Raw genomic sequence first — 13112 nt, 5'->3', positions numbered from 1 at the left:
TCCCCCTTCGTTGGCTACGGACGCCCAACGACCACCACCACACTCCGTCGACGGCGATCAGTGGGATATGTCGAACACGCACATGGATGCGCCCTGGCTATGGCAGCTGGTTTCGCGCACGAACACCGCCCGCGCCTCCATCGACTCAACGAGCAGCCCTTCGATGAACCCGCAGAAGAAACGCCCGCCGGATGCATTGCCCGGCTGACAGAGCGGACAACCGCGCACGTGCAGCTGGTTGTCGTGCTGCTCCACCGAGACGAGCCCCTTCAATGCCGGAAAGGCGATGCGGCGTATGGCATCTGCCAGCCCCAGCTTGGCGCCAAGGGAAAAGTCGCGCTTGTACACCCACACGCCCGTGCGTCGCCCCGCGAGATAAAGCGACGCATCGCGGGCTTCCGCCGCCACGGCGTAGTCGAGATTGATCAGCCAGGGAAAGATGCGCGGATAGTCCTTGGCCAGATTGGGCAGCATGCGCTCGACGCGCGCCACGTCGGCACCGGCCGTGATGGGCACGGACTCTGGCGCGGCGAGCGGTCGCGCCGGGACCGCTGCCGCAACGGCCGGCAAGGATGCGGGGGCCACGGGCGCCGCGAGCGTTTCCACTCCGGCATATTGCTGACGCATCGATTCGAAGCTGAGCACGCGCGGATGCGTGCCCAGGGCTTCTTCCAGCGCGAGCTGGCGATCGTCGGGGCCACGCAAGATCAGGGTGAGGCAAGCGCCTTGCGCGTCCTGCACCAGCCGCTGCCGGACGAGTACGTGCCCGTGCTCCGTCACCACGCGACCCAGTTCCACCAGGAGTCCTTCCCTGCGCTCGGATACGACCCGAACCTCCAACTCGGCCATGATTCCCCCCGAAATCAAGCCAGCACGGAATGTGCCTCGCCTTCCAAATTTGCCGTATGGCCGTCTATTTCACAAGACGCGGATCGTGGGCCAGGACCACTTTGCGCAGGCTAACCGGGCCTTCGTATCGAAAGCGTCTACGCGCACGTCGGCGCGCGAAGAGAAAGCTCACGTTTTCTCACGGCACACCTGTGATGCAAATCACAATTGCCACGATCTTAGCGAGAAGAACAAACTTCGAACGTCGCAACGACGTGCCCTTGCCAAGCGCCATTCCGCGCTGAACCGATTTGGCGCCAGCCATCCTCAATTCATGCCACGCCTGTTGCCATGAACCTGCGGATGCCGCGATCAGCGGCGCCCGTCTGTCCGATGGACAGCGTTCCCCACTACAGGAGATTCCCCATGCGCACGAACAAGCCGTTCCGCAAGACATTGATCGCCGCTGGGCTGATGACTGCCTTCTCGCTCGCGCCATTCGCACCCGTTGCCGCCCAGAACGCGGTGGCCCAACCGCAGGCCCAGGATGCGGCCACGCCACCACCGACGCAGGATGCAAGCGCGCAAGACAAACCATCGACCGATCGCACCGTGCCAGGCAAGGCGGACGACGCGTGGATCACCACGAAGGTGAAAACCGAACTGGCCACCAGCCGCAGCATCAAGAGCGGCGACATGGCTGTATCGACGAAGGATGGCGTCGTGAGCTTGACTGGCACGGCCAGCAGCGTCGCCGAAAAGATCAAGATCGCGCAGATCACCAGAGAGGTGAAGGGCGTGAAAAGCGTGGATACCAGCGGCCTGGCCGTCAGCGATACGGCGAAGTAAGACTCCGGGCGATCCCCAAAACGACGAAGGAGCCCTTCCGGGCTCCTTCGCTTTGCATCGCATCCCGGGTGGGAAACTCAGCGGCGCAGCAGGCCGTTGCTGAAGTTCTGCGAATCCTTCGTCTCCTCCAGCTCCACACCGTCCAGGCCCTGCGAAAGCGTATGCGCATCGCCGCCCTGGGCGAGCTTGATGCGCAGGCGCACTTCATTGGAGCTGTCCGCATGACGAAGCGCATCCTCGTAGGAGATCTCGCCCGCGTGGTAGAGCTCGACCAGGCTCTGATCGAAGGTCTTCATGCCGAGGTTGGTGGATTCCTTCATCACTTCCTTGAGCTTGTGGATCTCGCCTTGGCGGATGTAGTCCTGCACCAGCGGCGTACCCAGCAGCACTTCCACCGCCACGCGACGCGCCTTGCCATCCGGCGTGGGGATGAGCTGCTGCGCCACCACGCCCTTGAGGTTGAGCGACAGGTCCATGAACAGCTGCGAACGGCGGTCTTCCGGGAAGAAGTGCAGGATGCGGTCCATCGCCTGGTTGGCGTTGTTGGCATGCAGCGTACACAGGCACAGGTGGCCCGTTTCCGAGAAGTTGATCGCGTGCTCCATGGTTTCGCGCGTACGCACTTCGCCGATCATGATGACGTCGGGCGCCTGGCGCAGCGTGTTCTTCAGCGCGTTGTCCCAGCTGTCGGTATCGATGCCGAGCTCGCGCTGCGTGATGATGCAGCCCTCGTGCTTGTGCACGTATTCGATCGGGTCTTCGATGGTGATGATGTGGCCGGTCGAATTGGCGTTGCGGTAGCCGATCATCGACGCCAGCGAGGTGGACTTACCGGTGCCCGTGCCGCCGACGAAGATGATGATGCCGCGCTTGGTCATCGCCAGCTGCTTGATCACCGGCGGCAGGCTGAGCTCTTCGATGGTGGGAATCTTCGACTCGATGCGGCGAAGCACCATGCCCACGCAGTTGCGCTGGTAGAAGCACGACACACGGAAGCGGCCCACACCCTGCGCCGAGATGGCGAACTGGCACTCGTGGGTCTTTTCGAACTCTTCGCGCTGCGATGGCGTCATCACGTTGAGCACCATGTCGCGCGACTGCTGCGCGGACAGGGGGCTCTGCGTGATCGGCACGATGCGCCCCTGCACCTTCATCGAAGGCGCCACACCCGCCGTGATGAACAGGTCGGAGGCCTTCTTGTGCACCATCAACTTGAGGAAGGAGGTGAAATCGAAGTCGCTCATAAGTCCCTCCCGGGAAGGGAATCGTGATTAAGGAATGGAGAATCGGAAGAGCGGGAATCGCGTGGGCCTCGGATGCGCTGCATGCTTATCCTATTCCCTATTCCCTATTCCCGGTTCCCTCAACCCTTGAAGATGTCCTTGTTGCGCGCGTAGCTTGCCGCCTGCTGACGGGTCACCAAGCCACGCTTCACCAGGTCCTGCAGGTTCTGGTCCAGCGTCTGCATGCCGTACTGCTGGCCGGTCTGGATGGACGAATACATCTGCGCCACCTTGTCCTCGCGGATCAGGTTACGGATGGCCGGAATGCCCACCATGATCTCGTGCGCCGCGATACGGCCGCCGCCGACCTTCTTCAGCAGCGACTGCGAAATCACCGCGCGGAGCGACTCGGACAACATCGAGCGCACCATCGGCTTTTCGCCGGCGGGGAACACGTCGATGATGCGGTCGATGGTCTTGGCCGCCGAACTGGTATGCAGCGTGCCGAACACCAGGTGTCCGGTTTCCGCGGCGGTCAACGCCAGGCGGATGGTTTCCAGGTCGCGCAATTCGCCCACCAGCACGTAGTCCGGGTCTTCGCGGAGCGCCGAGCGCAGCGCTTCGTTGAAGCCGTGCGTGTCGCGATGGACCTCGCGCTGGTTGATCAGGCACTTCTGCGAGGTGTGCACGAATTCGATCGGATCCTCGATGGTGAGGATGTGGCCGTATTCGTTCTTGTTGATGTGGTCGACCATCGCCGCCAGCGTGGTCGACTTGCCCGAGCCGGTGGGCCCGGTCACCAGGATCAGGCCCTGCGGCTGCTCGATCAGGTCGCGGAACACGGACGGTGCGGCAAGATCTTCGAGCGTGAGCACTTCGGACGGAATGGTACGGAACACCGCGCCCGCACCGCGGTTCTGGTTGAACGCATTGACGCGGAAGCGCGCCAGGCCGGGGATCTCGAACGAGAAGTCGACCTCAAGGAATTCTTCATAGTCACGCCGCTGCTTGTCCGACATGATGTCGTAGATCAGCGAGTGGACCTGCTTGTGCTCCAGCGCGGGAATATTGATGCGGCGCACGTCGCCGTCCACGCGGATCATCGGCGGCAGGCCTGCGGACAGGTGCAAGTCCGATGCCTTGTTCTTCACCGAGAAGGCAAGCAGTTCGGCGATATCCATCTGGTTTCCCCTTGAACCCGATCATCTGGACGGCAGGTGCCGGGGCGGGTTTCTTCAGGACGCGCCGAGGCGGCGCACTGGCGCCATGCCCTTCGACCGGTCCATTCCCCGTTCCCCTAGCAGCGGGCCGATACTACTCGCCGCGCAGGCCGGGCGACCAGTCTTTCCTTTAGCCGTAAGCCGCAAACTGCGGACCAGGTTGGAGATTGTGCCCGGGCGGCCTCCCCCTTCCGCCCCTTACGCCACGGGACGGGCGCGCCCGCGTCCGGTAAGGTAGCCCCCTACCAGTTCAGGTAGTCCGTACGGGTAAGGAAAGGCTCCTACATGACACGTATCGCTTTCATCGGTGGCGGCAACATGGCGCGCAGCCTGATCGGGGGGCTGCTCAAGACCGGCGTGGCCGCCTCGTCCATCACCGTGGCCGAACCAAGGGCCGAGGCACGCCAGGAACTGGGGCGTGATTTCGCCATCGCCTGTTACGCCGAAAACCGCCTCGCCGCTGCCGAGGCCGACGTGCTGGTGCTGGCCGTGAAGCCGCAGATCATGCCGGCCATCCATGCCGAGCTGCGCGACACGCTGGCCCGCCAGCGGCCGATGCTGATTTCCATCGCCGCGGGCGTGCGCATCGACCAGCTGGAGCGCTGGTTCGGCCACGCACTGGCCATCGTGCGCTGCATGCCCAATACGCCTGCGCTGATCGGCGCGGGCGCCACCGGGCTCTTCGCCAACCGCCGGGTCAGCCCCGAACAACGCGCCCAGGCGCAGCACATCATGGATGCCGTGGGCCTGACCCGCTGGGTCGAGGACGAGTCGCTGATCGACACGGTCACCGGTATTTCCGGCTCCGGCCCAGCCTATTTCTTCGCCATGGTGGAAGCGCTGGAAGATGCCGCGTTCTCCCAGGGCATGTCGCGCGAGGCAGCGCGCGCACTGGCCGCGCAGACCTGCCTGGGCGCCGGCCGCATGCTGGTGGAAACCGGCGAGGACCCGGGCGTGCTGCGTCAGCGCGTCACCTCGCCCAACGGCACCACGCAGGCCGCGCTCGAGAGCCTGGCCGCCGACCATTTCCACCAGATCATCGCCCGCGCCGTGGCCGCCGCCACGCGCCGTGGCGCCGAGCTGGCCGCTGCCCTGGATGATCCCTCGTGAGCTACCTCGTCAACGCCATCTCCTTCCTGGTCGACCTGGCCTTCGGTGCCGCTGCGGCGCTGTTCGTGCTGCGCCTGCTCGCCGAGGCCAGCCGCGCGGACTTCCACAATCCGCTGAGCCAGTTCATCTACCGCACCACCAATCCAGTGCTGGCGCCGATCCGGCGCGTGCTGCCCAACTGGCGGCGCATCAACGTTGCGGCCCTGCTGCTGGTGTGGCTGCTGATGCTGGTCAAGCGCATCGTGCTGTTCGCCCTGCTGGGGCTGTTTCCGCACGTGCTCGGGCTGCTGGTGCTGTCGGTCGCCGACACGCTGGATTTCATCGCCATGTTCTACGTGGTGCTGATCTTCATCTGGTCCCTGATGAGCCTGTTCCAGGTCGAGGGCTACCACCCGGTCTATCGCCTGGCCGGCGGCCTGGTGGACCCCTTGCTGCGCCCGCTGCGCGGCAAGCTCACTGCGGGCGGGCTGGACTTCGCGCCCTGGGCGGTGATGATCCTGCTGATCCTTGCCCGCCTGCTGCTGGTGTCGCCGCTGACGGATCTTGGCGCGCGACTGGCGTTAGGCGTCTGAACCACCACGCACAGGGGGCGTATCCGATGGGCAGCCAGTGCCAGGGTGTGCGCCATGCGCGCTTCATCAACGACCCAACCCTCCCGTCAGGAGAACCAACCGCATGAAAGCGACCTCGCCCATCCTGCGCCGGCGCCTGCTCGCGCTGACACTCGCCGCGGCATGCGTCGGCAGCGTCTATGCCGCCGCGCCAACCGTAGCCCCCGCCAGCAAGCCGGACGTGGTGGCCGACCACATCGACACCTCGGTCAAGCCCGGCGACGACTTCTTCGAGTTCGCCAACGGGGCCTGGCTGAAGAGTCACCCCATTCCGGCCGAGGAATCGCAGTGGGGCATCGGCCAGGTGGTGCAGGACGAGCTGTACGCCAAGCTGCGCAAGATCAGCGAGAACGCCGCCGCCGACAAGAGCGCCAAGCCCGGCAGCGACGAACAGAAGGTGGGCGATTTCTGGACCATCGCGATGGACCAGCCTCTGGCCGACAAGCTCGGCATCACGCCACTGAAGGAAGAGCTGTCGCGCATTGACGCCGTGCACGACGTGAACTCCACGCTGGACGAGGCCTTCGCGTTGCAGCAGATCGGCGTCGGCCTGTTCTTCGACTTCGCCCTCTCGCAGGATGAAAAGCAGAGCGACGTGATGGCCGTGCACCTGTGGCAGGGCGGCCTGGGCCTGCCGGAGCGCGACTACTACTTCAACCAGGAAAAGGGTGTCGCCAAGGTGCGCACCGCCTATGTCGGCCACCTGCAGCGCGTGTTCCACCTGCTGGGCAAATCGGATGCCGAAGCCGCCGCCAGCGCCAAGCAGGTGATGGCTTTCGAGACCGCGCTCGCCAAGGTGTCCCGACCGCTGGCCGACCTGCGCGACCCGGAGAAGAACTACAACAAGATGGCACCGGCGGACCTCACCTCGACGTACACGCCGTCCATCGCATGGAATACCCGCCTGGCCGGATGGAAGTTGCCCGCCAGCACGGTGATTGTCGGCCAGCCGGAGTTCTTCAAGGGCCTGCAGGCGCTGCTGTCGAAAACGCCCGCGCCCGTGCTGCGCGACTACATGCGCGTGCATCTGGTGGACGCCTATGCCAGCTACCTGAGCCAGGATTTCGACAACGAGCGCTTCAGCTTCTACGGCACCACCCTCAACGGCCAGGCGGAGCAGAAGCCTCGCTGGAAGCGGGCGCTACGTGCGGAAAACCAGGCTCTCGGCATGATCCTGGGCCGCATCTACGTCAAGGATTATTTCTCCGAAGCCGCCAAGCAGCGCTACAACACCATGGTGGAAGCGGTGCGCACCGCCTATGCCGAGCGCATCGACAAGCTGGACTGGATGAGCCCCGCCACCAAGGCCAAGGCGCACGAAAAGCTGGAGGCCGTCACCAAGAAGGTCGGCTATCCGGACAAGTGGAAGGACTATTCCAAGCTCACCATCGGCCGCACGTCGTACGCGCAGAACATGATGAATGCCGCGCGCTGGGAGTTCGACGACACCGTCGCCAAGTTCGGCAAGCCGGTGGATCGCAGCGAATGGGAGATGACGCCGCAGACCTACAACGCGTACTACAACCCGTCCAACAATGAGATTGTGCTGCCGGCGGCGCAGTTCATCATTCCAGGCTTCACCGACGACCAGATCGACGACGCCGTGGTGTACGGCTACGTGGCCGCCTCCACCATCGGCCACGAGATCACCCACGGCTTCGACGACGAAGGCCGCCAGTACGATGCCAAGGGCAACCTCAAGGACTGGTGGACCAAGGAAGATGCCGAGCGCTTCAAGCAGCGCGCCGACGTGATGGTGAAGCAGTTCAATGCCTACGAACCGCTGCCCGGCCTGCACATCAACGGCAAGGCCAGCCTGGGCGAGAACATCGCTGACTTCGGCGGCATCATGATCGGCCTGGACGCGTTCAAGAAAACCGAGCAATACAAGAAGGGCGAGAAGATCGCCGGCTACACGCCGCTGCAGCGCTTCTTCCTTGGCTATGCGCTCGGCTGGTTATCGCAGGAACGCGAGCAGCAGCTGCGCACCGGCTTGCTCGCCGACGTGCATGCCCCGGCCAAGTGGCGCGTCAACGGTCCGCTATCGAATGTGCCGGACTTTTACCAGGCATTCGACGTCAAGCAGGGCCAACCGATGTGGCGCCCGGAAGACCAGCGCGTGAAGATCTGGTAAGCCCCATCCGGCTCCCTCTCTCCATGGAGAGGGGGAGCCGAACCCCGCGTGGGGTGCTCACCTGGCGGTGACGCGCAGCCGCCACACCGCCAGCGCCAGGCCTGCCAGGGCCCCACCGAACCACAGGCCACCCACCGACATATCCGTGCCCAGCCACATCACGCAGGCCACCGCGCACACCAGCAGCGTGCCGCTGCCCACGGACAACAACAGGTCGTGATGCGTCTGCGGACGCTCGGGCAACAGCAGCAGCGCGCCCAGGATCGCCATCAGCAACGCCATGATGCAGCGCAGCCACGCAAACGACGGTGGCGCGGGAACATCGGGCAGTACGTCCTCCAGCCTGCGATCGCCTACCTGGACGTCGAAGCCCTTGCCATCGATGGCGCTTGCCGCGGGCACCAGCTGATTGCCGCTGACCTGGGCAAACACCGTCACCTCGTGCGACGGCACCGCCTCCCAGCTCACGCGCAAATCGCCCAGCCGCGGCTGGCCCGAATGTACGCTGGTGGTGAAATATTTGCCGTTGAGCGAGAAACTGGCCGCCAGGTTCTCCGGCAAGGTCTTGCCGTCAGGCGTCACCGGATCGCCTCCCGGGAGCGCATGCAACAGCGGCGGAGACAGGGTGTAATTGCCAACCTGCGCCTGCCCCGCGTCGAACTGCTTGCCCTCGATCGGGAAACGCTCGGGATTCGCATGGCCTGAAGGCTGGGCAAAGCGCCGCGAGTCGACCGGGCGATCCACCCAGTCCTGCTCATAGTGCACGACGCCACCCACGCGGATCTCGCGCCACTGGAACATCTCGACATGACGGATCAGCACCGGCGCATGCGCGTGCTGGCCGAACTCCGGATCGTAGGGCTCCTGCACCACGTGCACCGGTCCCGAGACACGCACGAGATCGCCGTGACGCGCCTGCTCAGGGGCTCCGCCCTGCTCCACGTCGACGATCTGCCCGCCATGGCGATCGGAAGCGTGGCGGTTGTCGAGCACCCCCTGTTCGGTCAGGAACACCATGCCCGCGCCCGCCAGCAACAGCAGGATACCCAGTACGCGTCGCACCCAAACCTGCATTGCCACCCCTCCCCTATGACCGGCGGCTCAGGCCGCCAGTCCGCGTATCTCTTGTTGTTCGTCGGCGGTGCCGTAACGCCCGCGATCATCGCGCACCACGCTGGCCAGTGCGCAATCGTGATCATGCGTGAAAAACAGGCGCACGCCACGGGCCAGCTTGTCGTCCAGGAAAGCGCGTTTTTCCTCGATCAGCTTTTCCGGATAACGGTCATAGCCCATCGTGATGGGTAAATGCACCCAGAACCGGCCGGGTATGAGATCGGCGCAGAACACGACGCCACCCACCTCCGCCAACATCAATCCAGGGGTATGGCCGTCCGAATAGCTGAAGCGCACCGATGCGCCGAGGGCCTTCGAATGCTCGCCGTCGACCAGCTCCAGCCGCCCGCTCGCTTCCAGCAGTGGCTGCAACTCAGGCACGAAGGAAGCGCGATCGCGCGGATGCGGCTTGAGCGCACGCTGCCAATGCGCGGCGCCGACGATGTACTTGGCGTTGGGAAACAATAGGCGCGGCGGCTGCGCTTCTTCCCATGCCGCAAGCAGCCCGCCCGCGTGGTCGAAGTGCAGATGGGAGAGGACCACCGCATCGATGTCTTCATGCGTGAGGCCGGCCTGGGCCAGTGAATCGAGCAACACGTGCCGGTCTTCCTGCACGCCGTAACGCTCGCGCAGCGCCGGCTCGAAGAAAGCGCCGATGCCGGTTTCGAACAGCACATTCTTGCCGTCCAGATTTTTCACCAGCAGGCAACGGCAGGCCAAGGGAATGCGGTTCTCCGCATCGGGAGCGATCCAGCGCGACCACAGTGCCTTAGGTGCATTGCCAAACATGGCGCCACCATCAAGCTTCTGCGAGTTGCCGGTCAGGGACCACAGTTCCATATCAAACACCTCGCGTTGCCACGGATTCGCCGGGAGCGAATCCGGACGCCAAAGGCGGCCCCGCGCGCCGCGCGGGGTGAGGCCCATGGATGGGCCGAACAAACATGGCGCCGCCATCAAGCTTCTGCGAGTTGCCGATCAGAGACCACAGTTCCATGACTTACTGCACCTTGCCCAGGCCCGACTCGCGACGCGGATCGCTGGCCGCGTCGAGCTTGTTGGTCTTCAGATCCCAGGTCACCACGTTCATGTAGCCCCAGGGATTGCGCTCTTTCAGCGTATGGCCCATGCGGGTGAGGGCGTCCGAGGTGGCGGCGTCGAATGCACCCGGCTCCACATCCACGCGGTCAGGCATGTACTGGTGATGGAAGCGCTTCTGCGCGGTGATGCCCTGCGCGTCCTTGCCATCCATGAAGGCCAGCATGCCTTCCAGCACCTGCGTGATGATGGTGGAGCCGCCCGGCGAACCGATCACGCCCACGCGGTCAGCGCCGAACACGATGCTCGGCGTCATCGACGACAACATGCGCTTGCCCGGTTCCGGCGCATTCGCCGCGCTGCCCAGCAGGCCGTAGACGTTGGGCTTGTTCGGCACCAGCGCGAAGTCGTCCATCTCGTCGTTGAGCAGCACACCGGTGCCGGCCGCGACGAAGGTGGAACCCATGACGTAGTTCACGGTGAGCGTGATCGAGGCGATGTTGCCGTCCTTGTCGATCACCGAGAAATGCGTCGTGTGCATGCCCGGGTCCACCGCGATGCTGGCGGGCAGCATCGCGGAGGGCGTGGCCTTGTCTGGCAGGATGGTCATGCGCAGGCCAGCCGCGTAGTACGGCGACAGCAGCATGTCCAGCGGCATCTTCACGAAGTCCGGATCGCCGAGATAGTCGTTGTGGTCGCGGAACGCGCGGCGCATGGCCTCGATGACGATATGGGTGCGATGCGCCTCGTCCAGCCTGGTCAGGTCATAGCCAGAGAGGATGTTGAGGATCTCGGCCACGGCCACGCCGCCCGACGATGCCGGTGGCGCGGTGACGACGCGGTAGCCGCGATAGTCCACCGTGATCGGCGTGCGCTCCTTCACCTGGTAGCTCTCCAGATCCTTCGCGGTCCAGTTGCCACCGGCAGCGCGCACGGCGTCCACCAGCTTCTTGCCGACCTCACCGCGATAGAACCCGTCCGCACCCTGCTCGCCCAGGATTTCCAGCGTGCGGGCCTGGTCCGGATCGCGCCACACTTGCCCCGCCACCGGCGGCTTGCCGTCCGGCAGGTACTTGGCGACCGAGGCCGGCCAGCGCTTGATGTCGTCCTGGCGCTCGGTGATCGCGTTGATGAAGCGACCGTCCGGCTGGAACCCCTCGCGCGCCAGTCGGATGGCCGGGACCAGCGAATCCTTCAGCGGCAACTTGCCGTAGTGCTTGGCCAACCATGCGAGGCCCGCGGGTTCGCCGGGGATACCCGCCGAAAGCGGCCCGTTGAGCGCCGTATCGCGATTGGGCGTGCCGTCCTTGTTGAGGTAATCCTTGAGGTTCACCGCGCCCGGCGCGGTTTCGCGCGCGTCGATGAAGATGTCCTTGCCATCGGAAGCGCGATGCAGGACGGCCATGAAACCACCGCCGATGCCCGAGCTCTCCGGCTCCACGAGAGAAAGCGTGGACGCCACGGCGATCGCCGCGTCGAAGGCATTGCCGCCCTTGGCGAGCACCTCAAGGCCAGCGTCCGTCGCATGGAAATTCGCGCTCGCGATGCCGGCATGACCGGGACGCTGCGTGATGACATGGGGGGCGGCGGGGGTGGCAGGGGCGGCGGCGGGGCGGTTGTCGGCAAACGCAGCGCTGGAGGAAACAAGCAGGGCCAGCAGCGTCACGCGCCAGTTCAACGGGTACTTCATGCGTCGTCCTTTGTGGATGCGCCGGCCGGTGACGCCGCGGCGTCATCGCCCTGGCCCATCAGGTGGCGATACTTGAGTTCGAGCTGATCGTGGGTCTCGGTGTGCTCCGGGTCGATGATGATGCATTCGACCGGGCACACATCCACGCACTGTGGCTCGTCATAGTGACCGATGCACTCCGTGCATAACGACGGATCGATCACGTAGTACTCCTCGCCCAGCGAGATGGCCTTGTTCGGACAAGCCGGTTCACAGACGTCGCAATTGACGCAGGTATCGAGGATTTTCAGGGACATTCGTCGAGTTTACATGCTAAGGACGCCGAGTGCGCCGCAACATTTTCTTGTGGTGGCACCGCTAGTGCGCGACAAACAGGTGGAGTGGCGAGCTTGCATGCCGCAGTCGCGCACAGGGTGCGCTCCCACCGCAGGGCGGACGAGCTGCCGGCATGGATGGCACATGGGGCATCGTGCCCAAAAAGAAAGGCCCGCGGCACAGAGTGCCGCGGGCCTCGCATCGCTCCGGAGACCGGAACTTACATGTTCACGTAACGGATGGTCGCGCCCGTGGGCTGCAGGACGGTGGTCACCTTGTCCTTGTCCGCGGCATCGCCGATCACCAGCACGATCACGTCCTTGAACGCACCCGGCTTGGCGTCCTTGAAGGCGTCGCCCACGAACTCGGCGGTCTTGGCCGAATCCGGGCCGGCAAACACCAGCATGTTGCCCGGCAGCACGCCGCGGGCGACGGTGTCCTGCACCTGCTCGAGCTGGCGCTGGCGCAGCGCGTTGGCATCGTCGTTGTCGCCAGCCGGCACCAGGTACGGGAACGGACGATCGGCCGTCATGCCCTGCATGTTCTTCTGGACGATCTGGCCCAGGTAGGCATTCCACGCCTTGGAGTCGTTCGGATCGGTCGGCTTGGTCACCGCGGCGGCCTGTTCAGTCGGCTGCTGCTGGGCTTCCTCCTGGTTGCTGCAGGCGGAGAGGCCGGTGATCGCGAGGGCGGCAAGGAGGGCGTACTTGTACATGGTGGTCACCTTGGGCTGGTGGAATCTGTTCATGGGATCCGTTGGATGACCGGCCTTTCGGTCGTCATGCGACAGAGCCTGGTCTGGACCGGGAGTATCCGCCGGTTCCATGGCAGCCTGGCAACCACGTGAACCTTGCCTACCCCTGGCCCGCGGCGAGCGACTGTCCTGTCCGCAGGATGCGGGCGAGGATACACGAGCATGCTCCGGCCCGACACTGGCAAGCATACTGCGTTGCGACGCATGGACGGCACGGGCAAGCCCGG

At 64.7% G+C, this 13112-nt stretch carries 12 protein-coding genes; 4 read left to right on the top strand and 8 right to left on the bottom strand.

All coding sequences use genetic code 11. From position 1 onward, the window contains the following. Positions 1–57: 57 nt before the first annotated feature. Positions 58–798: a hypothetical protein gene (locus HY57_RS07690; protein ID WP_039732306.1), complete on the bottom strand. Its 741-nt coding sequence runs from the start codon at positions 796–798 to the stop codon at positions 58–60. 381 nt (positions 799–1179) lie between these two features. On the opposite strand from HY57_RS07690, the gene HY57_RS07685 reads away from it, so the two are divergent. Further along, on the top strand, positions 1180–1677 hold the full coding sequence (locus HY57_RS07685; RefSeq protein WP_235186631.1) for a BON domain-containing protein: 498 nt from the start codon (positions 1180–1182) through the stop codon (positions 1675–1677). 77 nt (positions 1678–1754) lie between these two features. On the opposite strand, the gene HY57_RS07680 is transcribed toward HY57_RS07685, so the two are convergent. Further along, positions 1755–2921: a PilT/PilU family type 4a pilus ATPase gene (locus HY57_RS07680; protein ID WP_019464694.1), complete on the bottom strand. Its 1167-nt coding sequence runs from the start codon at positions 2919–2921 to the stop codon at positions 1755–1757. A 119-nt stretch (positions 2922–3040) separates the two neighbouring features. Further along, positions 3041–4081, bottom strand: coding sequence for a type IV pilus twitching motility protein PilT (locus HY57_RS07675; protein ID WP_019464695.1), 1041 nt, complete (start codon positions 4079–4081; stop codon positions 3041–3043). 324 nt (positions 4082–4405) lie between these two features. On the opposite strand from HY57_RS07675, the gene proC reads away from it, so the two are divergent. From proC to HY57_RS07660, 3 genes are all read left to right on the top strand, one after another. Next, positions 4406–5230, top strand: coding sequence for a pyrroline-5-carboxylate reductase (gene proC, locus HY57_RS07670; protein ID WP_019464696.1), 825 nt, complete (start codon positions 4406–4408; stop codon positions 5228–5230). After that, entirely contained in the window at positions 5227–5802 is a 576-nt protein-coding gene (locus tag HY57_RS07665) for a YggT family protein (protein WP_019464697.1), read from the top strand. Before proC ends, HY57_RS07665 begins: the two co-directional genes overlap by 4 nt. A 103-nt stretch (positions 5803–5905) precedes the next feature. Then, complete coding sequence (locus HY57_RS07660) at positions 5906–7975, top strand: M13 family metallopeptidase (protein WP_019464698.1); 2070 nt, start codon at positions 5906–5908, stop codon at positions 7973–7975. Between the two features lie 57 nt (positions 7976–8032). Here HY57_RS07660 and HY57_RS07655 read toward each other — a convergent pair whose 3' ends face one another. From HY57_RS07655 to HY57_RS07635, 5 genes are all read right to left on the bottom strand, one after another. Continuing rightward, the gene (locus HY57_RS07655; protein WP_019464699.1) at positions 8033–9049 is read right to left on the bottom strand and encodes a TMEM43 family protein; all 1017 of its coding nucleotides are present in this window, start codon (positions 9047–9049) and stop codon (positions 8033–8035) included. A 27-nt stretch (positions 9050–9076) separates the two neighbouring features. Further along, on the bottom strand, positions 9077–9928 hold the full coding sequence (locus HY57_RS07650) for an MBL fold metallo-hydrolase (RefSeq protein ID WP_026033828.1): 852 nt from the start codon (positions 9926–9928) through the stop codon (positions 9077–9079). A 160-nt stretch (positions 9929–10088) separates the two neighbouring features. Then, the gene (gene ggt, locus HY57_RS07645) at positions 10089–11816 is read right to left on the bottom strand and encodes a gamma-glutamyltransferase (protein ID WP_019464701.1); all 1728 of its coding nucleotides are present in this window, start codon (positions 11814–11816) and stop codon (positions 10089–10091) included. Beyond that, positions 11813–12112, bottom strand: a complete 300-nt coding sequence (locus HY57_RS07640; RefSeq protein WP_019464702.1) for a YfhL family 4Fe-4S dicluster ferredoxin — start codon at positions 12110–12112, stop codon at positions 11813–11815. Before HY57_RS07640 ends, ggt begins: the two co-directional genes overlap by 4 nt. A 239-nt stretch (positions 12113–12351) precedes the next feature. Beyond that, positions 12352–12846, bottom strand: coding sequence for a hypothetical protein (locus tag HY57_RS07635; RefSeq protein WP_026033693.1), 495 nt, complete (start codon positions 12844–12846; stop codon positions 12352–12354). Between the last annotated feature and the right edge of the window lie 266 nt (positions 12847–13112).

It is taken from the genome of Dyella japonica A8, from assembly GCF_000725385.1.
GTDB lineage: Bacteria > Pseudomonadota > Gammaproteobacteria > Xanthomonadales > Rhodanobacteraceae > Dyella > Dyella japonica_C.
Note: the sequence above shows the minus strand (reverse complement) of the source record. Positions and strands in the feature narration are given on the sequence as shown.